Here is a 24052-nt window from a genome sequence, read left to right as displayed (position 1 = left end):
GGTATCCACCGAGCATTCGCGAGATCGGTGATGCGGTGGGGCTCACCTCCACGTCGTCGGTCGCACATCAACTGCGAACGTTGGAGCGCAAGGGCTTCCTTCGACGCGATCCCAATCGCCCTCGCGCAGTCGATGTTCGAGGTCTCGACGAGGTTGCGGCCGATACCGCCATCGCGTCGGTGTCAAAGCATTCCGGCGAGTACAACAGTGCCGACCCGCTACCGGAGCCGGCGTTCGTCCCCATCCTGGGTCGCATCGCTGCCGGCGGACCGATCCTTGCCGAGGAAGCGGTAGAGGACGTGTTCCCACTCCCCCGCGAACTCGTCGGCCAGGGTTCGCTCTTCATGCTCAAGGTTGTCGGCGAGTCGATGATCGATGCAGCGATCTGCGATGGCGACTGGGTTGTCGTCCGTCAGCAGAACGTCGCGGAGAACGGTGACATCGTGGCCGCCATGATCGACGGCGAAGCCACCGTGAAGACGTTCAAGCGTACGAAGAAGGAGGTGTGGCTGATGCCGCACAACGAACTCTTCGAGCCGATTCCCGGCAACAACGCCGTCATCCTGGGCAAGGTTGTCACCGTCATGCGGAAGATCTGAGTTCGCTCGCACCCTCGATCACAAGACTCTGGGCCCCGGCATCAGCCGGGGCCCAGAGTCTTTTCGTGACGATCAGCGGTCCATCACCCGAATCAGAGATTGAGCGAACGTCCGATGATCTCCTTCATGATCTCGGTTGTGCCACCGTAGATGGTCTGCACACGAGAGTCCATGTACGCCTTTGCAACCGGGTATTCCTTCATGTAGCCGTAGCCTCCGTGCAGCTGGAGGCAGCGGTCGATGAGCTTGACCTGGGCTTCGGTGGTCCACCACTTCGCCATGGCAGCTTCCTGCACGGTCAGCTTCTCGGCATTGAGCTGCTCGATGAACTTGTCCACCAGGATGCGCACTGCCGTGGTCTCCGTTGCCAATTCGGCCAGTACGAATCGGGTGTTCTGGAAGCTGCCGATCGACTTGCCGAATGCCTTGCGGTCGCGGCAGTACTGGATCGTGCTCTCGAGAACCGATTCCATTGCGGCAGCGGCAACGACGGCGATCGAGAGTCGTTCCTGGGGAAGGTTCTTCATCAAGTAGAAGAATCCCATTCCCTCTTCGCCCAGCAGGTTGGCAGCGGGAACGCGTACGTCGGTGAAGCTGAGTTCGGCAGTGTCCTGAGCCTTCATGCCGATCTTGTCGAGGTTGCGTCCACGCTCGAAGCCAGGCATGTCCCGCTCGACCACGAGGAGGCTGAAGCCCTGAGCACCCTTGTCCGGGTCGGTGCACGCGACAACGATGATGATGTCGGCGTTGATTCCGTTGGTGATGAAGGTCTTCGAACCGTTGAGGACCCAGTGGTCCCCGTCGCGAACCGCTTTCGTCTTGATGCCCTGCAAGTCGCTACCGGTACCCGGTTCGGTCATCGCGATCGCCGAGATCAGCTCACCCGACGCGAATCCGGGTAGCCAACGCTGCTTCTGCTCCTCGTTGCTCAACTCCAGGAGGTACGGTGCCACGACGTCGTTGTGCAGCGTGAAGCCGATACCGCTGAACCCACCCTTGGTGGTTTCCTCGGTGATGATCGCGTTGTAGCGGAAATCCTTGACACCGCCGCCGCCGAWTTCCTCAGGGACCGCAGTTCCCAGGAAGCCCTGCTTTCCGGCCTCGACCCAGACGTCACGATCGACGATGTTCTGCTCTTCCCACTTCTCGTGGTTCGGTGCCACGTGCTGTGCCAAGAACTTCTGGTACGACTCCCGGAAGAGTTCATGTTCCGGTTCGAACAGGGTGCGCTCCACGCCGACTCCTTGCAATTCGATATATGGCACTTCAGTGATGTACCCGCTGGGGATATACCCGCTGGGGTGTATTCACTGAGACTGGGCACGCCGAAGTGCGCGGGCCCACGTCACTGCCTCCGACGGTAGAACCTGTTGCGATACCCGTCGATGACCCGAACGATCACGATTCGTGACTGTAGCGGTTATCTGTTACTTAAAGTACGGAATTTGGCGAGATATCGCATGATCGGGTACGCGACGAGGATGCCGATCGATCCCCAGGCGATGCCGCCCAACTCGACCGAACCGATGGTCAGCGTCAAGTTCCCGATGCCGGCGACCAACGCTGCCGCGGCGACCGTGAGGTTGACCGGATCGGTGAAGTCGACCTTCGCTTCCATCCAGATGCGCACACCGAGAATGCCGATGAGGCCGTAGAGAACCATCGTTGCGCCGCCGATGACGCCGTTCGGAACCGTGAAGACCAGTGCGCCGAATTTGGGCGAAAATGCCAGGATCACAGCGGTAGCGGCGGCTACCCAGTACGCGGCGGTCGAGTACACACGCGTCGCTGCCATGACACCGATGTTCTCGGCATACGTGGTGGTTCCGGATCCGCCACCGGCGCCCGCCAAGGTAGTGGCGAGACCGTCGGCAAACAGTGCATTGCCGGCCAGATCGTCGAGGGACTTACCAGTCATGGCGGACACCGCTTTGACATGTCCGACGTTTTCGGCGACCAGAACGATCACCACGGGGAGCGCGAGCACGATCACCGACCAGTCGAACGACGGTCCGTGCAGACTCGGCAGCCCGAACCAGTCCGCTTCGCGCAGAGCGGACACTCGTTCACTGTCGAGTCCGCCGATGACCGCGGCGAAAACCCAGCCGATCACGACGCCGACCAGAATGCCCAGCCGGCCGAGCAACCCGGGACCGACGACCGTGACCAGCAGGATCGAAACGAGCGTCACCGTGGCGATCAGCGGCTGCGATTCGAAGGAGCCGACCGCCGTCGGAGCGAGGTTGAGACCGATCAGCGCGACGACAGCGCCCGTCACCACCGGCGGCATGACGGCGTCGATGACCCGGCTGCCGATCAGACGTACGGCGACGCCGATCAACATCAACACGATGCCGACGGCCATGACGGCACCGAGTTGCGCGGCCGGGCCCGATCCTGCCGACGCTGTCAGCGGGGCGATGAACGCGAAGGACGAACCGAGATAGCTCGGGATCCGGCCCCGGGTGATGAGCAGGAACAGCGCGGTGCCGATACCCGAGAACAGCAGCGTCGTCGTGACGGGGAAGCCGGTGATGGTCGGAACGAGCAGTGTCGCTCCGAACATCGCGATGACGTGTTGCATCCCGATTCCGATGGTGCGCGGCCAACTCAGTCGTTCGTCCGGCGCCACGACGGCTCCGTCGGCGATCCGCTTGCCGTCTCCGTGGACAGTCCAGCCGATTCCGCCGGCCCCGGTCATTGTTTCTCGTTCGATCACAGGTCGAAATACTAGAGGTCAGGCGCTCGGTCTCCGACCGAGACCAACGAAACCAGTTCAGCTGATTGCGTCGGCCGCCGCTTTGCGCGCTGCCACCGGATCACCGGTTGCCAGCACCGCCGCCGCAGCCGCCTCACATTGCGCCATGGTGACTGACCCGACCTTCGCTCCCACACCCGCGACCGACGCCGCAGCGCACGACAGCGAGGAAACTCCGAGTCCGGCCAGAACACACGCCAACAGTGGATCGGCGGCCGCCTCACCGCAGACGCCGACGCGCTTGCCTGCCGCCTGACCGGCCTGGGCCGTACGTGCGACAAGGGCGAGCACCGCGGGCTGCCACGGATCGGTCAGGTCGGCGAGTTCGGAGGACATCCGATCAGCGGCCATCGTGTACTGAGCGAGGTCGTTGGTACCGATCGAGAGGAATTCGACGTGTTCGAGAATCTGGTCGGCCAACAGCGCCGCCGCCGGGATCTCCACCATCACACCGGGAACAAGATCGCGTGCCCGCACCGCATCGGCAAAACGTTTCGCCTCGGCCGGGGTGGCGATCATCGGTGCCATCACCCACGGCGACGAGTTGGTCGACGCCGCGGCTGCCGCGATCGCGTCGAGCTGGCGGTTTAGAATTCCCATGTCCTGCCAGGCGATTCGGACCCCACGAACGCCGAGTGCCGGATTCGCTTCCTCTTGATGGTTGGCGAATTTGAGCGGCTTGTCCGAACCCGCGTCCAACGTGCGAATGATGACCTTCTTTCCTGCGAAGGCCTCGAGAACCTCGGCGTAGATCGCCGCCTGCTCGTCTACGGTCGGTTCGGTCTCACGGCCGAGGAAGCAGAGTTCGGTCCGGAAGAGCCCGATGCCCCCCGCAGCAGTCGACGCCGCGGCGCGAGCGCCCGCGCCGTCTTGAACGTTGGCGAGAACGTCTACCGGCCGGCCGTCCGCCGTCTGGCCCGGTCCGGTCCAGGTGCTGACGCGTTCGCGATCGATCCGGGATTGTTCGACCAGTTCACGCGCGTGCCCGGGATCCGGCTCCGCGATCACGTCGCCGGTTGTTCCGTCGATCAGAATCGGTATTCCTGCCGAGATGGATTCCAATTCCTTCGCGGCGACGATGCACGGGATGCCCAACTGCCTCGCGATGATTGCCGTATGGCTGGTCGGGCCGCCGTAAATGGTCACGAGTCCGATGATCTTGGATGCATCGAGGCCCGCGGTGTCTGCAGGAGCCAGATCGTCCGCGCACAGCACCGACGGTGTCACTGGCATGGGAACTCCAGGTTCGGGTAATCCGGAGAGTTCGGCGATCACGCGATCGCGGATGTCCTCGAGGTCGGTGACGCGCTCGGCCATCAAACCGCCGACCTTGGTGAACAGCACCACGAACTGCTCCGTCGCCGCGATCGCAGCCTGCACCGGGGGCACTCCGCCGGCGATCGACTTCTTGGCCGCCCCGATCCAGCCACGATCAGCTGCCATCGCCGCGTTGGCCTGCAAGACCTCTGCGGCCGCGCCGGTAGCTTCGGCGGCCCGTCCGAGAAGGCGGTTCTCGACAGCCTTCGCCGCTGCGACGAAGGCGTCTGCGGCGGCCTCTCGATCGGCCTCGTCGAGTGCCGGCGCATCGGTGACGAGTTCTGGTCGGCTGGACGGCCAGATCGCCGGTCCGTAGGCGATTCCAGGCACCACGGGGGTGCCGTGCACGGTGATTCGGTTGAGCTGTTCGGTCATCTGTCCTCCTTGAGCGATGGGCCCGGTGTCTCACCGGATCACCTCGAGCGCGTAAAGCCCTCACCTTCGTTGTGACGAAGATTACTCCCAAGTCTTGACATGTCAACACACTCGGGCGTAAAACAACATAAAGCAACATTCACTGTGATCCACAACGCACCGTCGGATCACACTTCGGAATCGGAGAGCACGTGTACGCGGAAGAACGCCAACAAGCGATCGGCACCATGGTGTCGCAGCGCGGACGCATGTCCGTGGCGGCTCTGTCGGAGACCTTCGGTGTGACCACCGAGACCGTGCGTCGCGATCTGGCCTTCCTCGAGCGGATCGGACAGATCAGGCGCGTACACGGCGGCGCCGTTCCGACCGGATCCCTCCACGTCACCGAACCGGGCATGGCGGAACGCGATCAGACCCGCGCGCAACAGAAGGACCGGATCGCCCGCTGCGCGGTCACCTACCTCCCTCCCACCGGCGGCAGCGTGATCTTCGACGCGGGCACGACMACGGGCCGCATGATCCCCGAACTGCCGACCGAGAACGACTTCACAGCCGTCACCAATTCCGTCCCGATCGGCGCACGYCTGGCATCGATGAACTCGATTTCCCTGATACTGCTCGGCGGTCGAGTACGCGGGGTGACTCAAGCCGTGGTCGGCGAGGACGCCCTACGCCTGCTGAGCACGTTGCGAGTCGACGTCGCCTTCATCGGAACGAACGCGATCAGCGTCGGGCACGGACTCTCCACTCCGGACAGCGAAGAGGCCGCCGTCAAACGAGCAATGGTCAAAGCCGCCAATCACGTTGTGGTGGTGGCCGATTCCACCAAAGTCGGCCGCGAGCACTTGATCAGCTTCGCCCCGCTCGACAGCATCGACGTCCTCATCACCGACGAAGAGATCAGTCCCACAGACACATCCGAGTTCCACGACCACGGAATCGAGGTGGTGATCGCATGATCGTCACACTGACAGCCAACCCGAGTATCGATCGGACCGTGCAACTCGAGCAACGGCTCGAACGAGGCTCCGTCCTACGCGCCCACTCCACTCGCAGCGACCCCGGCGGCAAGGGGGTCAACGTCGCGCGTGTTCTCGCCGCAGCCGACCTCGACGTTCTCGCGGTACTGCCGGGAAACGGTGGTGACCCTCTGCTCTCGGCGCTGGCAGCCGGTGGGATTCCCCACATCGGTGTCGCCACAACGGGTCTGGCTCGCACCAACATCACCATTGCGGAACCGGACGGGACAACGACGAAGATCAACGAACCCGGCGCAACGCTGTCCGGTTCGACGCTCGACGCCCTGGCACAGGAGTTGATTGTCCGCGCCGACACCGCACTGTGGTTCGCGCTGTCCGGCTCACTGCCCCCCGGCGTTCCGCTCGGGTGGTACGGCGAACTCGTCGCGGCGCTGCGCGATCACCCGTGCAAGGTGGCGGTCGACACCTCGGACGCCCCGCTGACGGCACTCGCCGAAGCGTTCCCCGGCTCGGCACCCGACCTGCTCAAACCCAACGGCGAGGAACTCGCACAACTGACCGGCGTCGACGGCCACGTCCTCGAACGTGCTGCCGAGAACGGTGATCCCGGGCCTGCAATCACGGCGGCGCAGCGATTGGTCGACCGCGGCGTCGGCAGTGTGCTCGCCACGCTCGGCGCAGCAGGTGCTGTCCTCGTCACGGCCGGCGGCGCATGGATCGCCACCGCTCCCCCGATTGTCGCAGTCAGTACCGTCGGCGCAGGCGATTCATCGCTGGCCGGCTACATCCTCGCCGAAGCGGGAGGCGGCTCGGAATCCGAGCGGCTACGTCACGCGGTCGCCTACGGAAGCGCCGCTGCCTCCCTTCCCGGCACAACTCTTCCCACGCCCGAACAGATCGATCTGGCAGCGGTTTCGGTATCTGCAGCCGATGCCTCCTCTCCCATCCCCGTCCCCACCGAACTCGCCTGACGCCCTAAGGAACCTGACATGTCCGATACCAACGCAGCCGGCGGTTCCGGCCCCGAGATCATCAGTCCCGAACTGATCTCACTCGACACCGACCTGGGTACGACCAAGGACGATGTCATTCGTTCTCTCGCAGCGCGACTGACTGCAGCGGGACGAGCGAGCGACGCCGCGGGGCTGGTCGATGCCGCACTCGCTCGCGAAGCGCAGTCCGCGACCGGACTGCCGGGCGGAATCGCCATTCCCCACTGCCGCGCCGAGGCCGTCTCGTCCGCGTCCCTGGGATTTGCTCGACTGGATCCGAAGGTCGATTTCGGTGCACCCGACGGCCCCGCCGATCTGGTGTTCCTGATCGCGGCACCCGAAGGCGCCGGAGCCGAGCACATGAAGCTGCTCTCGTCCTTGGCCCGAGCGCTCGTCCGACCCGCGTTTGTCACGTCGCTTCGTGAGGCGTCGACGCCGGACGAGATCGTGAGACTGGTCGACGAGGTACTCAATCCCGCGCCGAAGGATGCTCCAGCAAAAGCTGCGGCAGCCACACCCACTCCTCCTGTTTCCACCGGGAAACACGCCACCGAGGAGGCACCGGCTCCAACGCCCGCGGAGCGTCACATCGTCGCGGTCACCGCGTGCCCGACCGGAATCGCTCATACCTACATGGCTGCGGACTCACTCGTCGCCGCGGGTGAACGCGCCGGGGTCACGGTTCACGTCGAAACGCAGGGCTCGAGCGGAAGCACCCCCCTTGACCCTTCGGTCATCGCCGGAGCCGCCGCGGTCATCTTCGCCACCGACGTCGGAGTGAAGGGCCGCGAACGGTTCGCCGGCAAACCCGTTGTCGCTTCCGGTGTGAAGCGGGCGATCAACGAGCCGGACAAGATGCTTGCAGAAGCGTTGCGCGCCTCCGAGAATCCCGCCGCCGCCACCGTGGACGGCACCGCCGCCGCGGCCGCGGATTCCGATGCCGGTTCCGTAGGGTTCGGCACCCACCTCCGTCAGGTCCTCCTGACCGGTGTCAGCTACATGATCCCGTTCGTCGCGGCCGGCGGTCTGCTGATCGCACTCGGCTTCCTGCTCGGCGGATACGAGATCTCCGGTCCTGCCAAGGACATCGTTCTCAACAACTCGATCACCAACCTTCCCGACGGTGGTCTGGCCACCTATCTCGGCGCAGTGCTGTTCCAGATCGGTTCGTTGGCATTCAGCTTCCTGGTGCCCGCGTTGGCCGGCTACATCGCCTTCGCTATCGCCGACCGGCCTGGCATCGCTCCCGGCTTCACAGCCGGCGCGGTCGCCGTGTTTGTCGGTGCCGGATTCATCGGCGGCCTGGTCGGTGGTCTCATCGCCGGCGTCGTCGCGCTCTACATCGGCCGGATCGCCGTCCCGCAGTGGCTGCGGGGCCTGATGCCGGTGGTGATCATTCCGCTGTTCGCGACGCTGGTTGTCGGAGCACTGATGTTCATCGTCCTCGGTCGTCCGCTCGCCGCGATCACCTCCGGTCTCACCGACTGGCTCAACGGACTGTCCGGCAGCTCGGCCATCTTCCTCGGCATCATTCTCGGCCTGATGATGTGCTTCGACCTCGGCGGACCGGTCAACAAGGCGGCTTACGCCTTCGCTGTAGCCGGACTCAACGTCAACGACCCGGCCACTTTGCGCATCATGGCGGCAGTCATGGCTGCCGGTATGGTTCCGCCACTGGCCATGGCACTTGCCTCGACGGTGCTGCGTCCCAAGCTCTTCAGCGAAGCCGAACGTGAGAACGGAAAGGCTGCCTGGTTGCTGGGTTCGGCATTCATCTCCGAGGGCGCGATTCCTTTCGCCGCTGCCGACCCGCTTCGCGTGATCCCCTCGATGATGGCGGGCGGCGCCGTCACCGGTGCGCTGATCATGGCTTTCGACGTCACTCTCAGCGCCCCGCACGGCGGGATCTTCGTCTTCTTCGCAGTCGGCGGAATCGGCTGGTTCCTGGTCTCGCTCGCCGCGGGAACCGTGGTAGCTGCGCTCGCCGTCGTCGGAGCCAAGGAGTTCTTCCGCAAGGGGCCGTCCGATGCCGAACTCGACCCCGAAACCGTGCCCGCTGCGGCATGATCGACAGCAAGCAACGCTGCAGTCACCACTGTTGTCACCAAATCCGCCCAAAGACCCCACAACGTCYGCACCGATAGATTCACAACGAGGAGATCCCATGCCCAGCAAGACAGTTGCCGTCGGTTCCGCAGTCGGCCTCCACGCCCGCCCCGCCGCTCTCATCGCCGAAGCAGTCGGAGCCTCCGGCGCCACGGTCACCCTCGCAGTCGCCGACGGCGAACCGGTGGATGCAGGTTCGGCACTGATGATCATGACGCTCGGAGCCGCCAAGGACACCGAAGTCACCATCGAGTCCGACGACGCCGACGCACTCGCCAAGGTCGCCGAACTGGTAGCCGCTGATCTCGACGCCTGACCTGATGTCAGTCGGTGCTGTGTAGCGGGCCGGACACTCTCACGGAGTCAGTGCGAGTGTCCGGCCCAGCCAGTCCATTTCGAGTTCCAGAGCAGTGCCCCACACATCACCCGAGTGCCCGCCGGGAAGGGTGTAGTAGTCCACGTTCATGTCGGCGGCGCGCGCAGCCTCGAACATGATCTCCTGCTGAGGGCGGTAGATGTCGTCGTCTTCACCCGCGACAAATACACCAGACAACTGCGGATACCGATTCTGCGCCATCAGGTCTCGGGCGTTGACCGCGTCGAAAGCGTCTTCGTCGCCGTCGAACATCGCAGCCACAGTGTCCTCGTGGTCACCGGTCGACGGTTCGTCCTGGCCGGAGAAGTCCAGGAACGACGGGTATCGGTCCGGGAAGTTCACGGCCATCTCGATCGCGCACGTCCCGCCGTACGAAAACCCACCGATAGCCCATTGCGCAGCGTCCGGATTCACTTGAAGGTTCGATTCGATCCAGTTCGGGACGTCCTGGTCCAGATACGTCGCGACGTTGCCGAGCGCCGAATCCATGCAGCCGGGGTTGGCGTCGTAGTCCCCCAACGCGTCGGGCACCACCACCACGGGAGCAAGCCCGGAATGCCTCGATGCATAGGCGTCGACGGTGGTCGCGAGACGGCCACTGTCCAGCCAGTCACTGGGGCTGCCGGGCTCACCCGCCACCAACACCAGGACGGGCAACTCCGCACGTGGATCGGCAAGATAGGCCGGCGGGAGATACAACGTCGCCGGCCTCGCGTCGAAACCCGAGATGTTTCCCGGAATCGACGCTTCCGTCACGACGCCGTTGCTCGGCATCCGCACCGGAACCTCCCAATGAGTTTCGGTGGGAAGTCCCCGTTGTAGCCGAGGTTCGGCCCCGGGGAGCGAATCGAAAGCAACGTGCTCGACCGAGCCGACCGGCCAGTGCCCGACCAGTGATCCGAGCGTGGGGTAAGTGCCGGTCTGGGCATTGACCTGACCCACCGCGACGATCGCGGCCAGACCGGCCAACACCGTCACCGAAAGGCCGCGGGCCAGTCCTGGACGCCGAAGGAGAACAAGCGCCGCGCCGATGACTCCGAATATCGCCAACGCTATCCACACAAAACTCGACACAGGTAGCTGCGCGGGCAACGGTCGATAACTGAGCCACACGAACATCGCGCCGCCGGCAGACCCGACCACTGACAAGCCCAGTGCGACAAGCACGGCCCGACGCGGCAACCAACGAAGCAAAAGCAGCGCGCCGACGCCGACGAGGACGGAACCAACGAGCAGCGCTGCGGTGATGTGTCCGTGCTCGAGTGAGATACGCGAGAGCCGCGTCAGGAGTTGATGCCCGTGCATTCGTTCCAGTATCCACATCTACCGGCAGTCTGCGAATTCGTGGAATTGGTGGGAATCAGCGGCGTCGTCGAGATCTCACGAACGCCACACCTCCGAGCGCGCATCCTGCCGCGACCAATCCGGCCCACACGAATGTCCATGGATCGACCCCGACGCCGACCGAATCGCCAGAAGAGACTGCCGTCGATTCGGTCGCTTCCACGAGCGCGCGCATCACGTGAACCGGCGGCAAAGCTCCACCCGCAGATTCCGATCCGATCAGAACATCGCCCGCGTCGTTGAACGCCACAGCCTCGCCCTGAGGCTCCGTCGGGAGCGGGATCCGCAACGGTTCGGTATCAGTGAGCGTCGCGCCGATTCCGCCGTCCACGACCTCGTACAGGTACAGATCGGAGTAACTCCGAAGCGCGATCGCCGAACCGTCCGACGACACCGCTCCCCCGGTGAACATCACCGACACGGGCTTCTCCGGTCCGAGAGATACGGCTCCGACGCGCTTGAGCGGCGTCGGGCCGGGTTGCGCCAAGTCACTCAGTTTCTGATCCCCGACGGGTGTGTAGACACTGCTGGAGCCGAACAATTCCTTGGTCACGACAAACACATGGCCATCAGGGCCGAGCAGAATCGATTCGGTGTCGTGCGCGCCGTCCGGGTACGTGAGGCGGTGCAACGTACCGTCACCGGAATCGAGGTCCATCGTGATGAACGCCACCGTGTCGCGGGTTCGGAGGTTGTCGCCGGTATCCGACAGAACGAGCGTTCGACCACTCACCGAAAGATCTTCGACGTCGTATGGATCGATCGGAACCGGAATCTGTTTCTGGACAACACAGTTCAGGTCCATTTCGAATACGAAGTCGTCACTGCCGCCGTCACCCATCGCGTAGATCCGATCGTCGACGACGACCATCCCCGACAACTCCTGGAGCGCAGGATCGGTAGGTGTACAGAGTGGGGCGAACTCGCTCGGCTCGAACGACGACGCCTGTGCGAGCGCTCCGGGAAGCAGTGCGGTTGCCGTAGTCGCAGCAAGCACCGCGACCACGACCCCGAAACTACGCACTAGGTGCGTACTCCACCAATGCCGAGGCCAACATCTGTGGCACGCGTGCGTGCACCCGCGTTCCCGCCTCTTCGTGAGTCGATTCCAAAATCGTTCCGTCCGAGTGGATTCGAGCCATCAGATCACCGCGCGTGTACGGCACCAGCACGTCGACCTCGACCTCCGGCCGAACCAGCACCTCGCTGAGATGTGCTCGTAGTTCAGCGATTCCTTCACCGGTCCGCGCCGAGACGAACACGGCACCAGACAGCAGACCACGTAGTTGCGTCAAGGTAACCGGATCTGCCGCGTCGATCTTGTTGACCACGATCAACTCCGGCGGAGCCTTCGAATCCGTCTCGCGCAGAACATCGGTGACGACTTCCCGCACAGCCTTGATCTGTTCTGTCGGCAACGGATCCGAACCGTCGACGACATGCAGAAGCAGATCCGCGTCGGTCACTTCCTCGAGAGTCGAGCGGAATGCCTCGACCAACTGAGTCGGAAGGTGTCGCACGAAGCCGACCGTGTCGGTGAGTACGTACTCGCGGCCGTCGTCGAGTGCGGCGCGGCGAGTTGTCGGGTCCAAGGTGGCGAACAACGCGTTCTCCACGAGCACACCGGATCCGGTGAGCGAATTGAGCAGACTCGATTTGCCCGCGTTTGTGTATCCGACGATGGCGATCGACGGGATGTCACTCTGCAGTCGACGGGTCCGCTTGGTGTCGCGGGCGGCCTTCATGCCCTTGATCTCGCGGCGCAGTTTTGCCATGCGCTCACGAATACGGCGACGGTCCGTCTCGATTTTCGTCTCACCGGGACCACGCAGGCCCACACCTCCGTTACTGCCGGCACGGCCACCGGCCTGGCGCGACATCGACTCGCCCCAACCACGCAGACGAGGGAGCATGTATTCCATCTGAGCGAAAGCCACCTGGGCTTTACCCTCACGAGACGTGGCGTGCTGAGCAAAGATGTCGAGAATCAGAGCCGTCCGGTCGATGACCTTGACCTTGACGATCTTCTCCAGCGCCGTGAGCTGCGCCGGCGTCAGCTCACCGTCGCAGACGACGGTGTCGGCGCCGGTCGCCAGGACTACTTCGCGCAGTTCCTGAGCCTTGCCGGAACCGATGTAGGTGGCAGCGTCGGGTTTGTCGCGGCGCTGAACCAGTCCTTCGAGGACCTCGGAGCCGGCCGTCTCTGCCAGTGCGGCCAGCTCGGTCATGCTCGCCTCGGCCTGCTCGGCAGTTCCCTGCGTCCAGACGCCGACCAGGACAACTCTTTCGAGTCGAAGCTGGCGGTACTCGACTTCGGTGACGTCCTCGAGCTCGGTCGACAGACCGGCCACGCGGCGCAGGGCGCCGCGATCTGCGAGTTGCATCTCACCGGTCGACGGGTTGCCCGATGCGGACGCTGCCGTGTATTCGGCTTGCGCGTACTCGGACTGCTCGTGAGCGGTGGACTCTTCGTTTTCATGTGTGTTCGTCATACAAGATCCATGGTCCCACGAAACCTGGCCACGGTGCATCCGTATTTCCTGCAGGCGTATTTCCCGCGGGCGATATCACACGAGCGACTGCCACCAGGCATCGCTGATCGTCCCGTTCGCCACCAGAACCGAGGGCCCCCGCAACGACCCTTCGCCGCCTTCGACGGTGACCTGCACTTCGCCGCCGAGCACGCGCACCAGCACCGAGCCTTCGTCGCGGCCGTCGAACTTCAGCGCCGCGGCCGCAGCTGCGACCGTTCCGGTTCCGCAGGAACGAGTCTCGCCCACGCCACGCTCGTGTACGCGCATGTGGACCCCACCGTCGTGGATCGGCGTCACGATCTCGATGTTGACCCCGTGCGGGAAGAACCCCGGATCGAAGCCCGGAGAAACACTCAAATCGAGCGCACTCAAAACTTCTGCCGTCACGTGCTCGTCGACACACGCCAAATGCGGATTACCGACGTCGATGCCGACGCCGGCGAAGACGCGGCCGTCGATTGTTGCCGAACTGGTGCCGAGGTCCTTGATCGGGCCCATCGCCACGGTCACGTCACCATGTGTGGCGTCGTAGCCGTGCACCACGACCGGACGCGCTCCGGCACGACTGCCGACCACGAACTCGTCCTTGCTCTCCAAGCCCGAGGCCTTGAGATAGTGGGCGAATACGCGAACTCCGTTTCCGCACATCTCCGCGATGGAGCCGTCGCTGTTGCGGTAGTCCATGAACCAGTCTTCGGCAGCGACGCCGTCGGGCAGCGCACCGAGCACGCCCGCGTCCGCAAGTGCGCCTGCCCGGGCGACACGAAGGATGCCGTCGGCGCCGAGGCCACGCTGACGATCACACAACGCTGAAACTCGCGCCGGCTCGAGATCGACCCGAACGTCAAGGTCAGGGAGAACAACGAAGTCGTTCTGCGTGCCGTGGCCCTTACTGAAATCCATGGTCGCCATCCTATCCGGACCTACCGACCGACTCACGCAGGTGACGCGGTGACCACGACGTTCTGTTCGTACGTGAAGCCGGACGGCAACGAGGGGTCGGGCACGGTTGCGCCGCCGCAGGTCACGAGGACCAGCCTGGGCGCACCCGTTTCGGAAAAGAACTCGGCCGGCAAAGCCACCTTTTCGTACAGCTTCAGGCTCGCTGCGTGATAGGTGAACATCGTTCCGGTGTCGTCACTGACATAGATCGGTGTTCCGGGCTTCATCTGGTGCAGCGCCCACAAGGCGCCGTGCGTGCGATCACCGTCGTCGACGTGGCCGGCAACAAGATTGGTGCCCTCCGAAGATCCGAACTGCACGCCGTTGGTGAAATGCGAAACCTTGTCAGGATGCGGAAGGATCATTCCGCGGTTGGCGCCGAACCCACTGGTCACGATGTCGGCTCGCACATCCAGATCGGGAATCGCAAGCGTGTTCGGCGGCAGATCCGTTGGCGCAGGCGCCCAACTCGCCCCTGGATCGGTTGGGGCTCCCACGTCGAAGGGTGCTTCGGGAACAGGTGCGCTGATGGGCTTCCCGGCCGCACTCACCGCAAAATAGACGAGCACCCCGCCGACCGCGAGAAATGTGACGAGCAGTAGGAGAAGCGGCAGCCGACCCGCGCGTCGGCCTCTCGGTCGCGCGTGTGTCCCGGTCTGCGCCATGTTCGTTGTCCTCCAGTCCGTCGATCGCGAAACGAATGGATCGCGAAAGAGCTAACTGTAAGATAGCTGATCGGCGTGATCGTGTTACAGGCCGCGATCTGCAAGGGCAGCGAAGGCCGAGCGAGCCAGCTCCGGATCGGCACCGTCGAGCCAGTGCACGCGTGCGTCACGACGGAACCATGATCGTTGGCGGCGAACGTAGCGCCGCGTCCCGATGAACGTCCGTTCGAGTGCCTCGGCCAGATCGTATTCACCGTCGAAATGTGCGAGCACCTGTGCGTAGCCGATGGCTCGCGGCGCTGTGACGCCCTCACGCAATCCTTGCTCGACGAGTACGGCGACTTCGTCGACAAGTCCGCCTGAAAACATCAGTTCGGTTCGCAACCGAATCCGTGTGTCGAGTTCTTCCGTATCCCGATCCACGCCGAGAATGCGGGTTCCCCAACGAGGGTCACCGATCTGCGGAGCTGAGGCCGCGAACGGCAGACCTGTCAGCTCGACGACCTCGAGCGCCCGAACCATCCGCCGACCGTCCGTCGGCAGTATCGACGCCGCCGCTACCGGATCAGCAGCAACAAGCGCCGTATGCACCGCACCGACCCCACCGTCGGCCAGCACTGCCTCCCACTTCGCACGAACTTCGGGATCCGTTGCCGGAAAGGACCATTCGTCGAGTAGGGACTGGACGTACATCATGGATCCGCCGACGATCACCGGAACCTTGCCCGCCGCGATCAGATTCTCGGCGATCGCGATCGCGTCGCTTTGATAACGTGCGACGGTGGCGGTGTCCTTCACGTCGAGAACGTCGAGCAGGTGATGCGGAATCCCGCGACGCTCGGCCGGCGTCAGTTTGGCGGTCCCGATATCCATGCCGCGATAGAGCTGCATCGCGTCGATGTTGATGATCTCACCGCCGAATTCCTCGGCCAGTGCCAACGCGAGATCGGACTTTCCCGACGCGGTCGGACCGACAACTGCGATCGGGCGAAGTTCTTCAGGGACGTTCACGGCCGCCACGTCCCGACGTGGTAAGCGACGCCGAACGGCGCATCGCTGTAGTCGACCACCGAACGTGTCGTGGTTGACCGAGACGAGCCCATGAAGACACCGGCCAGGACCTGCCACGCCGCGCGCCCCTGGGCTCCGACACTCCGGCAGAGCTGCGGATCGAGAGCAAGAAGCGCCTCCGGGTCACCGGCGGACAGGGCATCGTCGATGGCCGATTGCACGCCCGCGGCGCGCTCGTCGAAGCTTCCGGGCGCCTTTGCCGTCAGCGTGGACGCACCGTCAGCCACGATCAGAAGCCCTTGCGGTCGGTTGTCGCTGTCGAGTTGCTTGCGCAGCTGCTGCCCGAATTCACGACATTCATTCGCCGACGCCTCTGCACTGACGACGTGCATGTCGACAGTGATCTCCACGTCCGCTCGGGCACGCAGCCAGCCGGCAACAAGGGCGCACAGTTCGAGAGATGGCACGGGTTGGCCTGCCGCATCCGCGTCCAGAGACGTCCGGACATCGGCGCCGAATCCCGCGAAAGTACCGATCTGCCCACGTCCGACGCCCGATCGCCAGAGTTCGCCTGCTGCATTCTCGGGTTCTGCATTCTCGGGGCCGACACCGACGCCCACCCAGTGAACCGCCTCGTGAGAGAGCCGGCGGACGGCGGCCGTCGCCGCGCCGCGCACCTGAGCGGACTCGGCCGAATCACCGGACAATTCCGGCACGAGTAACGGCGCCGAGGGGACGAGAACAGCGGAAGTCAACACAGTTGCCACGCTAGTCGACCCCGAGGTGGCGACCTCACACCCTCTTACCTGATTCAATAGTCGGAGAACGTGAGTACCGGGTTCAATGGAACCAGGAATGCGATCAGGCAGCCGTGACGCGCGGCAGAGACGAGGACCGATGACCGAGAACAGTGAACCCACCACCGGCGCCGACAGCAGTTCGGCCAGCCCGAGCCCGGCAGCACCCAAACCCGGTGCTCCCAAACCTGGTGGACCACGCCCCGGTGCGCCCCGCCCCGGAGCACCTCGCCCCGGCCCGGCAGCCTCGCATGCCGTCACCGCCGCGCCGGCCAGCGACCCGAGCAAGTTCGGCCGCGTCGAGGAAGACGGAACCGCCTGGGTGAAGACCGCTGACGGTGAACGCCAGATCGGTTCGTGGCAGGCCGGCGACGCCACCGAGGGCCTCGCCCATTTCGGTCGTCGCTACGACGACCTCGCGACCGAGGTCTCACTACTCGAGGCTCGACTGACGTCGGGCGCCGGAGACGCCAAGAAGACCAAGGCTGCCGCCATCGCTCTATCCGAATCCCTCTCCACCGCTGCCGTGATCGGTGACCTCGACGCTTTGGCCCGCCGACTCGACGTGATCGTTGCCGGGTCCGACGAGGCCGCAGCACACGCGAAGGAAGAGAAGGAACAGTCTCGCGCCGCGAGCACCGCCCGCAAGGAGGCCCTCGCAGTCGAGGCCGAACAGATCGGTTCGGAGTCGACCCAGTGGAAGACCGCGGGTGATCGACTGCGCGAGATTCTCGACGAGTGGAAGACGATTCGCGGAATCGACCGCAAAGTCGACGACGCACTGTGGAAGCGGTACTCCAAGGCTCGCGAGTCCTTCAACCGACGGCGTGGAGCGCATTTCGCCGAACTCGATCGTGATCGTGCGAGCGCACGTTCTACGAAGGAAGAACTGGTCGAGCGCGCCGAGAAGCTGTCGACCTCCACTGAATGGGGACAGACCGCCGGAGAATTCCGCGATCTGCTCAGCGAGTGGAAGGCTGCCGGCCGCGCACCGCGCGAGGCCGACGACAACCTGTGGAAGCGCTTCAAGGGCGCTCAGGACGTGTTCTTCGCCGCACGCAACGCTGCTGCATCCGAGCGCGACGCCGAATTCGAGCAGAACGCGGTTGCAAAGGAAGAGTTGCTCGCTGCGAACGCGAACATCGATCCGGCACACGGACTCGAGAACGCTCGTGCAGCGCTGCGCGACCTGCAGGAGAAGTGGGACGCGATCGGCAAGGTGCCGCGCGACCGGATGCAGGAACTCGAAGCGAAGCTTCGGGCCATCGAAACCAAGGTGCGCGACGCCGTCGACGCCGAGTGGCGTCGTACCGATCCGGAAGCACTTGCCCGGGTCGCGCAGTTCAAGGAGCGGGTGAGCCAGTTCGAGGAGCAGGCCGCCAAGGCTCAGGCTGCCGGCAAGACGAAGGACGCCGAGGAGTCAGCCGGCGTTGTAGTGCGCTATTGGCTAAGAGAACTTCCGTGTCAGCCGACGTTCCATTCCTGATGCTTCTCGGCTTCAGCCGCAGCGATCCGGCGTTGCTCCTCGGCGGCGAGCTGAATGTTGGTTCGCGTCCAGACCACCTTGAGCCAATGGAACGTCAAGAACACGACGGCAAACCATCCGATGACCAGCCCGATCGACGGTCCTGCCACGTTGAATCCGGCGGGAATGGTCTGACGTGACCAGACGGCCATCATTCCCAGAGCACTCGCCACGGCACTACCGGCCAGCGCGACCCACGCCAGACTCCAGCGCCGCGTCACGAGTGCGAGCATCGAGAATCCGATGCCGAAGATGACAACGAACCACACGAACAAGCGTGAGAACAGTGCAATCCGTTCACTTTCCGCGTCCTGGTTGTACGCGAGCACATCCCAGCCGTTCGCCACTCCCGCATGGGGCAGTGCAAGGGTGCCGACCAGCACGAGCACCGCAACCGCGACAACCATGGCGCGCGCACCCGGATCGATTTCTCCCGCGACCTTGCGTTCCGCGTCGTCGAGGTCCTTGCGGTAGCCCTCGAAGGCGTCGTCGCCCGGCTGAGGTGTCTTGTTCTCGTGTTGCGAGGTCATGCGTTGCATCCCATCTGGACGGGTTGTGGGGCTGGGGCACCGATCTTCGGTAGTCCGAGACCTACGCCGATGGGCGGGGTCTTGGGTGTGATGCCCTTTTCGAACGAGTCACCGGCGCGGGTCCGACGGTGTGTGAGCACTCCGTCATCTGCCACGAGGTGATGGGGGGCTCCGTGGGTGACGACGACCGTCACCACGTCGCCGGGTCGGATTGTGCCGTCGAGGTTTCCCTCGGGTCGGAAATGCACCAGGCGGCCGTCTCGCGCGCGACCACTGAGACGGTGAGTCGCTGCGTTCTTGCGGCCCTCCCCCGCGGCCACCAGCAGTTCTACCTCGGTGCCGACGAGTTTGCGATTTTCCTCGATGTTCACTTCTTCCTGGACCGCGAGCAATCGCATGTAGCGTTCCTGGACAACCTCTTTGGGGAGTTGATCGGCCATCTCCGCCGCCGGCGTGCCCGGGCGCTTGGAGTACTGGAAGGTGTAGGCGTTGGAGAATCGCGCCTTACGCACGACGTCCAGCGTCTCCTCGAAATCCTCTTCCGTCTCCCCCGGGAACCCGACGATGATGTCCGTGGTGATGGCGGCGTGCGGCATTGCGGAGCGTACTTTCTCGATGATCCCGAGGTACTTCGACTTGCGGTACGAGCGCTTCATCGCCTTGAGAACCTTGTCCGAACCGGACTGCAACGGCATGTGCAGTTGTGGGCAGACGTTGGGAGTGGTTGCCATCGCTTCGATGACGTCATCGGTGAACTCTGCCGGGTGCGGCGATGTGAACCTGACCCGTTCGAGGCCGTCTATGTGTCCACATGCCTTCAAGAGGGAAGCGAAGGCTCCGCGATCGCGCGGTTGCTCCGGATCGGCGAACGACACGCCGTAGGCGTTGACGTTCTGTCCCAGCAGGGTCACTTCCGAGACACCCTCGTCGACGAGTGCCTGCACCTCGGCCAGGATGTCGCCGGGACGTCGATCCACTTCCTTGCCACGCAGGGCCGGAACGATGCAGAACGTGCACGTGTTGTTGCAGCCCACCGAGATGGAAACCCAACCTGCATAAGCAGATTCGCGCTTGGCTGGCAGTGTCGACGGAAACGCCTCGAGTGCGTCGAGGATTTCGACCTCGGCGCGCTGATTGTGACGCGCACGGTCGAGCAGCGCGGGAAGCGAGCCGATGTTGTGAGTGCCGAAGACGACATCGACGAACGGTGCCTTCTTGACGACGATGTCACGATCCTTCTGCGCCAGGCACCCACCGACCGCGATCTGCATGTCGGGGTTCGCCTCCTTGTTCGGGGCGAGCTGGCTGAGGTTGCCGTACAACTTGTTGTCCGCGTTCTCGCGGACCGCACACGTATTGAAGACGACAAGATCAGGATCGGTTCCGGTCTCCGCCTTCGAATACCCGGCGTCCTCGAGCAGACCGGACAGTCGCTCGGAATCGTGAACGTTCATCTGACAGCCGTACGTCCGCACCTCGTAGGTGCGAACAGGCGTAGCAGTTGCCTCCGGAACTGCAGTCGGCTCCGGAAGTGCAGGGGACATTTCGTCGATCAGTGACACGCTTCAGCCTAGCTCACGTCCACTACGACGTGTAATAACGCCCTGATAAACAGCCGAAACGCGACATAAACGTCGTCACAGTAAAATTTCCATTACATATGGCAAGAACCATGGCGAAATCACGGGCGTCGACGCAAACTACGCCTAAGGTTCTCGTTTATGACCCAAGCCGACGATGCGACGACGCCGACCACCTCCGGCGATTCCACATCCATGATTTCGATGACCTCGGTGAACAAACACTTCGGGGAACTTCACGTCCTGCAAGAGGTCAATCTCGAGGTACCCAAGGGCCAAGTGGTGATCGTCCTCGGTCCGTCGGGCTCCGGTAAGTCGACTCTGTGCCGCACCATCAATCGCCTCGAACCCATCGACTCCGGCACCATCGCCGTCGACGGCAAGACGCTCCCCGAAGAGGGCAAAGCACTTGCCGCACTTCGTGCCGACGTCGGGATGGTCTTTCAGTCTTTCAACCTGTTCGCGCACAAGACGATCCTCGAGAACGTCATGCTCGCACCGATGAAGGTCCGCAAGGCAAAAAAGGACGAAGCCAAGAAGACCGCGCAGGCGTTGCTCGAACGTGTCGGTATCGCCAATCAGGCCGACAAGTACCCGGCGCAGCTTTCCGGCGGTCAGCAACAGCGTGTCGCCATTGCTCGCGCTCTTGCGATGCAGCCGAAGGTGATGTTGTTCGACGAGCCCACCTCCGCTCTCGACCCCGAGATGGTCAACGAAGTCCTCGACGTCATGACCTCCCTCGCGAAGGAAGGCATGACCATGCTCGTGGTCACGCACGAGATGGGCTTCGCGCGCAAAGCCGGCGATCGTGTGCTGTTCATGGCTGACGGCCAGGTCGTCGAAGACACCACGCCCGAAGAGTTCTTCACCCATCCCAAGTCGGATCGGGCCAAGGACTTCCTCGGCAAGATCCTCACGCACTGATTACAGTCTCCCCTCCGACAGTCCTGTCCTCGTCCACAAGACAACTTGCTCGACTGCACCGTTCACCTCGGCTGCACCGTTCATCTCGACTGCACTGTTCGTGTGTCGACAACTGAGAGGATCTTCATGAAGATCAATCGTTCCGTCCGTTTCGGAATCGGAATCATGGCCATCGCGTTCGCTGCCACGGCCTGTGGCGGCGGCGAGGAGAACAAGTCGATCACCGAGAGCGCTTCCGATGGCACTCTCACCGTCGGCATCAAGTTCGATCAGCCCGGCCTCGGTCAGCGCAACCCTGATGGCACCTTCTCCGGCTTCGACGTCGAGGTAGCCCGTTACATCGCAAACGAACTGGGCGTAAAGCCCGAAGGCATCACCTTCAAGGAATCTCCGTCAGCCCAGCGCGAGACCCTGATCCAGAACGGCGAGGTCGACTACATCGTCGCGACATACTCGATCACCGACACGCGCAAGGAAAAGGTCAGCTTCGGCGGCCCGTACTTCATCGCAGGCCAGTCGCTGCTCGTTCGCTCCGACAACACCGACATCACCGGCCCCGATTCCCTGACCGGCGGCAAGAAGCTCTGCTCGGTGTCGGGTTCGACTCCGGCGCAGAACATCCAGGACAACTACGCCAAGGACGTCCAGCTCCAGCCGCTCGACACCTACTCCGCTTGTGTCGAGGCTCTGCGCAACGGCGCTGTCGACGCTGTCACCACCGACGACATCATCCTCGCCGGCTACGCTGCCCAGTACCCGGGCGAGCTGAAGGTCGTCGGAGAACCGTTCACGACCGAAAAGTACGGTGTCGGCCTGGCCAAGGACGATTCCGAGGGTCGCGGCAAGATCAACGATGCCATCGAGAAGATGATCTCCACCGGCGCGTGGGAAGAAGCCTTCAACAACACCGTTGGTGCTTCGGGCTACCCGATCCCGGCCCCGCCCACCGTTGATCGTTACTGACCTGCTTTTTTCACCGTCAATCTCGCTGCGGCTCCCCACTTCGGGAGCCGCAGCGCGTGACGCCACCAACGGAGATCCCGTGATCTGGGGAGACGGCAAGTGAACCTTCTGAGCAAGTACGGCGACCAGATTCTGGAAGCCTTCTGGACCACGATCCAGCTGACGTTCTTCTCCGCGATCGGCGCCGTCATCATCGGTGTCCTGATCGCGGCCATGCGCGTGTCACCGGTTCCGGTCGCCCGATTCCTGGGTACCGCGTACGTGACCGTGTTCCGCAACACCCCCCTGACACTGATTCTGCTGTTCTGTCTGTTCGGTCTGTCGCAGACGCTCGGAGTCAATCTCGCCAAGTCGGACTCACCGACGTTCTTGACAGACAACAACTTCCGACTCGCAGTACTCGGCCTCAGTGTCTATACCGCCGCGTTCGTGTGTGAGTCACTTCGATCGGGAATCAATACCGTTCCGGTCGGCCAGGCCGAAGCGGGCCGATCACTCGGTCTGTCGTTTGCACAAAATCTTCGGCTGATCGTCCTGCCTCAGGCATTTCGCGCGGTCACAGCACCGCTGGGTAGCGTACTGATCGCACTGACCAAGAACTCGACCATCGCCGCGGTGATCGGCGTATCCGAAGCGTCAGCGCTGATGAAGAAGATGATCGAAAACGAAGCGGCGATCTTCGTCGTCGGTGGAATCTTCGCTGTCGGTTTCGTGATCCTGACACTTCCCATGGGCTTGATCTTCGGCAAGCTGAGCAAGCGATTCGAGGTTTCACGATGAGCAACCGCGCAACAGTCCTCTACGACGCGCCAGGTCCCAGAGCGCGAAATCTCTACCGATTCGCATCCCTTGTCGTCGCTGCACTCATGGTCGCAATCGGTTACGTCATCTACCGCGCACTCGRCGAAAAGGGCCAGCTGACAGCAGCGAAGTGGGATCCGTTCCTCGAATCCACGTCGTGGACAACGTATCTGATACCCGGCATCCGGGGAACGCTGATCGCGGCTGCGATGTCCATCGTCTTCGCGCTCATCCTCGGTTCTGCCCTGGGTATCGGCCGACTCTCCGAGCACAACATCATTCGGAAGATTTGCGGCGTCATCGTCGAATTGTTCCGAGCAGTACCGGTTCTGATTCTGATGATCTTCTCGTATCAGGTGTTCGCCGAATACGAGGTCTTCAAGTCCAAGTACCTCGCACTCGCGGCAGTCGTCGTGGGTCTGACTCTGTACAACGGGTCAGTGATCGCCGAGATCGTCCGTGCCGGAATCAACTCACTCCCACGAGGGCAAAGTGAGGCCGCCAAGGCATTGGGCATGCGCAAGACGCAGATCATGGTGACGATCCTGCTCCCCCAGGCGGTTACCGCCATGCTCCCGGCACTGATTTCACAGATGGTCGTGGCGTTGAAGGACTCCGCCCTCGGTTACCTGATCGGGTATGTCGAGCTGGTGCGTCAGGCCCAACAGCTCGGCACCTTCTACGGAAACTTCCTGCCGGCGCTCATCGTGGTCGCCGCGATTATGATCGCTCTCAACTCAGCTCTGACCTTCCTGGCAACCAAGGTGGAGAAGCGCCTGCGTTCCGGAAAGCGAAAGGGCAAGGGCCCCATCGCGGCTCCGTCCGCCGACCCAGCCGTTTCGGTTCCGGGTATGGACCTGACCAAGCCGTGAATCAGATGGAGCCGTGAGTCGAATCCGGCCGCGTTAGCGCGAATACACAACAGGGCGGGGG

22 protein-coding genes are annotated in these 24052 nt (G+C 63.4%); 10 read left to right on the top strand and 12 right to left on the bottom strand.

Annotation, left to right across the window (positions count from 1 at the left end):
• Window positions 1-599 (top strand): transcriptional repressor LexA (lexA, locus tag AC1DWA_RS23255; RefSeq protein WP_477917091.1); only part of this gene is annotated, 599 nt, incomplete at its 5' end.
• Window positions 600-691: 92 nt separating this feature from the next.
• Here lexA and AC1DWA_RS23250 read toward each other — a convergent pair.
• From AC1DWA_RS23250 to AC1DWA_RS23240, 3 genes are all read right to left on the bottom strand, one after another.
• Window positions 692-1834, bottom strand: coding sequence for an acyl-CoA dehydrogenase family protein (locus AC1DWA_RS23250; RefSeq protein WP_477917089.1), 1143 nt, complete (start codon window positions 1832-1834; stop codon window positions 692-694).
• A 185-nt stretch (window positions 1835-2019) separates the two neighbouring features.
• Complete coding sequence (locus tag AC1DWA_RS23245; protein ID WP_477845990.1) at window positions 2020-3300, bottom strand: uracil-xanthine permease family protein; 1281 nt, start codon at window positions 3298-3300, stop codon at window positions 2020-2022.
• 75 nt (window positions 3301-3375) lie between these two features.
• Window positions 3376-5049, bottom strand: coding sequence for a putative PEP-binding protein (locus AC1DWA_RS23240; protein ID WP_477845980.1), 1674 nt, complete (start codon window positions 5047-5049; stop codon window positions 3376-3378).
• Between the two features lie 191 nt (window positions 5050-5240).
• Here AC1DWA_RS23240 and AC1DWA_RS23235 point away from each other — a divergent pair, with 191 nt between their 5' ends.
• From AC1DWA_RS23235 to AC1DWA_RS23220, 4 genes are all read left to right on the top strand, one after another.
• Window positions 5241-6008, top strand: coding sequence for a DeoR/GlpR family DNA-binding transcription regulator (locus tag AC1DWA_RS23235; RefSeq protein WP_020969481.1), 768 nt, complete (start codon window positions 5241-5243; stop codon window positions 6006-6008).
• Window positions 6005-7000 (top strand): 1-phosphofructokinase family hexose kinase, encoded by a 996-nt coding sequence (locus AC1DWA_RS23230; protein ID WP_099697703.1) that lies wholly within the window; start codon window positions 6005-6007, stop codon window positions 6998-7000. Before AC1DWA_RS23235 ends, AC1DWA_RS23230 begins: the two co-directional genes overlap by 4 nt.
• 18 nt (window positions 7001-7018) lie before the next feature.
• Entirely contained in the window at window positions 7019-9088 is a 2070-nt protein-coding gene (locus tag AC1DWA_RS23225) for a PTS fructose transporter subunit IIABC (protein WP_477845979.1), read from the top strand.
• Between the two features lie 97 nt (window positions 9089-9185).
• The gene (locus tag AC1DWA_RS23220) at window positions 9186-9443 is read left to right on the top strand and encodes an HPr family phosphocarrier protein (RefSeq protein WP_003942144.1); all 258 of its coding nucleotides are present in this window, start codon (window positions 9186-9188) and stop codon (window positions 9441-9443) included.
• Window positions 9444-9482: 39 nt separating this feature from the next.
• Here the strand turns inward: AC1DWA_RS23220 and AC1DWA_RS23215 are convergent, their stop codons facing one another.
• The 7 genes from AC1DWA_RS23215 to AC1DWA_RS23185 all read right to left on the bottom strand — a co-directional run bounded on the left by AC1DWA_RS23215 (window position 9483) and on the right by AC1DWA_RS23185 (window position 16757).
• Window positions 9483-10808 (bottom strand): alpha/beta hydrolase, encoded by a 1326-nt coding sequence (locus tag AC1DWA_RS23215; protein ID WP_477845978.1) that lies wholly within the window; start codon window positions 10806-10808, stop codon window positions 9483-9485.
• 55 nt (window positions 10809-10863) lie between these two features.
• The gene (locus AC1DWA_RS23210) at window positions 10864-11871 is read right to left on the bottom strand and encodes a hypothetical protein (protein WP_477845977.1); all 1008 of its coding nucleotides are present in this window, start codon (window positions 11869-11871) and stop codon (window positions 10864-10866) included.
• Window positions 11864-13339 carry a GTPase HflX gene (gene hflX, locus AC1DWA_RS23205; protein ID WP_477845976.1) on the bottom strand — a complete coding sequence of 492 codons (1476 nt, stop codon included), beginning with the start codon at window positions 13337-13339 and terminating at the stop codon, window positions 11864-11866. The genes AC1DWA_RS23210 and hflX overlap by 8 nt, the downstream gene beginning before the upstream one ends.
• Before the next feature lie 75 nt (window positions 13340-13414).
• Entirely contained in the window at window positions 13415-14284 is an 870-nt protein-coding gene (dapF, locus tag AC1DWA_RS23200; RefSeq protein WP_031331591.1) for a diaminopimelate epimerase, read from the bottom strand.
• Window positions 14285-14316: 32 nt separating this feature from the next.
• Complete coding sequence (locus AC1DWA_RS23195; protein ID WP_020907529.1) at window positions 14317-14988, bottom strand: class F sortase; 672 nt, start codon at window positions 14986-14988, stop codon at window positions 14317-14319.
• 84 nt (window positions 14989-15072) lie between these two features.
• Window positions 15073-16008, bottom strand: coding sequence for a tRNA (adenosine(37)-N6)-dimethylallyltransferase MiaA (gene miaA / locus AC1DWA_RS23190; RefSeq protein ID WP_069147434.1), 936 nt, complete (start codon window positions 16006-16008; stop codon window positions 15073-15075).
• A complete protein-coding gene (locus AC1DWA_RS23185) occupies window positions 15996-16757 on the bottom strand; it encodes a class III extradiol dioxygenase subunit B-like domain-containing protein (protein ID WP_256065013.1) in 762 nt (253 codons plus the stop codon). The genes miaA and AC1DWA_RS23185 overlap by 13 nt, the downstream gene beginning before the upstream one ends.
• Before the next feature lie 139 nt (window positions 16758-16896).
• On the opposite strand from AC1DWA_RS23185, the gene AC1DWA_RS23180 reads away from it, so the two are divergent.
• A complete protein-coding gene (locus AC1DWA_RS23180; RefSeq protein WP_477917087.1) occupies window positions 16897-18282 on the top strand; it encodes a DUF349 domain-containing protein in 1386 nt (461 codons plus the stop codon).
• On the opposite strand, the gene AC1DWA_RS23175 is transcribed toward AC1DWA_RS23180, so the two are convergent.
• A complete protein-coding gene (locus tag AC1DWA_RS23175) occupies window positions 18261-18851 on the bottom strand; it encodes an Rv2732c family membrane protein (RefSeq protein ID WP_020907525.1) in 591 nt (196 codons plus the stop codon). The genes AC1DWA_RS23180 and AC1DWA_RS23175 overlap by 22 nt on opposite strands.
• A complete protein-coding gene (miaB, locus tag AC1DWA_RS23170) occupies window positions 18848-20395 on the bottom strand; it encodes a tRNA (N6-isopentenyl adenosine(37)-C2)-methylthiotransferase MiaB (protein ID WP_477845989.1) in 1548 nt (515 codons plus the stop codon). Before miaB ends, AC1DWA_RS23175 begins: the two co-directional genes overlap by 4 nt.
• A 231-nt stretch (window positions 20396-20626) precedes the next feature.
• Here miaB and gluA point away from each other — a divergent pair, with 231 nt between their 5' ends.
• From gluA to AC1DWA_RS23150, 4 genes are all read left to right on the top strand, one after another.
• Window positions 20627-21355, top strand: a complete 729-nt coding sequence (gluA, locus tag AC1DWA_RS23165; protein WP_007735175.1) for a glutamate ABC transporter ATP-binding protein GluA — start codon at window positions 20627-20629, stop codon at window positions 21353-21355.
• 126 nt (window positions 21356-21481) lie between these two features.
• Window positions 21482-22318 (top strand): glutamate ABC transporter substrate-binding protein, encoded by an 837-nt coding sequence (locus tag AC1DWA_RS23160; RefSeq protein ID WP_020907523.1) that lies wholly within the window; start codon window positions 21482-21484, stop codon window positions 22316-22318.
• Between the two features lie 99 nt (window positions 22319-22417).
• Entirely contained in the window at window positions 22418-23098 is a 681-nt protein-coding gene (locus AC1DWA_RS23155; protein WP_019748198.1) for an amino acid ABC transporter permease, read from the top strand.
• The gene (locus AC1DWA_RS23150; protein ID WP_477917086.1) at window positions 23095-23991 is read left to right on the top strand and encodes an amino acid ABC transporter permease; all 897 of its coding nucleotides are present in this window, start codon (window positions 23095-23097) and stop codon (window positions 23989-23991) included. The genes AC1DWA_RS23155 and AC1DWA_RS23150 overlap by 4 nt, the downstream gene beginning before the upstream one ends.
• Window positions 23992-24052: the final 61 nt, after the last annotated feature.

It is taken from the genome of Rhodococcus sp. P4_F3_2, assembly GCF_056401335.1.
This window is presented reverse-complemented; position numbering and strand designations above follow the sequence as displayed.

Excerpts from the sequence above, each read along its gene's own strand:
- AC1DWA_RS23220 (WP_003942144.1), top strand. The coding sequence starts at position 9,186 with ATGCCCAGCAAGACAGTTGCCGTCGGTTCCGCAGTCGGCCTCCACGCC.
- gluA (WP_007735175.1), top strand. The coding sequence starts at position 20,627 with ATGATTTCGATGACCTCGGTGAACAAACACTTCGGGGAACTTCACGTC.
- AC1DWA_RS23160 (WP_020907523.1), top strand. The coding sequence starts at position 21,482 with ATGAAGATCAATCGTTCCGTCCGTTTCGGAATCGGAATCATGGCCATC.
- AC1DWA_RS23180 (WP_477917087.1), top strand. The coding sequence starts at position 16,897 with ATGACCGAGAACAGTGAACCCACCACCGGCGCCGACAGCAGTTCGGCC.
- miaB (WP_477845989.1), bottom strand. The coding sequence starts at position 20,395 with ATGTCCCCTGCACTTCCGGAGCCGACTGCAGTTCCGGAGGCAACTGCT.
- AC1DWA_RS23225 (WP_477845979.1), top strand. The coding sequence starts at position 7,019 with ATGTCCGATACCAACGCAGCCGGCGGTTCCGGCCCCGAGATCATCAGT.
- AC1DWA_RS23245 (WP_477845990.1), bottom strand. The coding sequence starts at position 3,300 with ATGACCGGGGCCGGCGGAATCGGCTGGACTGTCCACGGAGACGGCAAG.
- AC1DWA_RS23240 (WP_477845980.1), bottom strand. The coding sequence starts at position 5,049 with ATGACCGAACAGCTCAACCGAATCACCGTGCACGGCACCCCCGTGGTG.
- AC1DWA_RS23175 (WP_020907525.1), bottom strand. The coding sequence starts at position 18,851 with ATGACCTCGCAACACGAGAACAAGACACCTCAGCCGGGCGACGACGCC.
- AC1DWA_RS23195 (WP_020907529.1), bottom strand. The coding sequence starts at position 14,988 with ATGGCGCAGACCGGGACACACGCGCGACCGAGAGGCCGACGCGCGGGT.
- AC1DWA_RS23230 (WP_099697703.1), top strand. The coding sequence starts at position 6,005 with ATGATCGTCACACTGACAGCCAACCCGAGTATCGATCGGACCGTGCAA.
- AC1DWA_RS23215 (WP_477845978.1), bottom strand. The coding sequence starts at position 10,808 with ATGCACGGGCATCAACTCCTGACGCGGCTCTCGCGTATCTCACTCGAG.
- hflX (WP_477845976.1), bottom strand. The coding sequence starts at position 13,339 with ATGACGAACACACATGAAAACGAAGAGTCCACCGCTCACGAGCAGTCC.
- dapF (WP_031331591.1), bottom strand. The coding sequence starts at position 14,284 with ATGGATTTCAGTAAGGGCCACGGCACGCAGAACGACTTCGTTGTTCTC.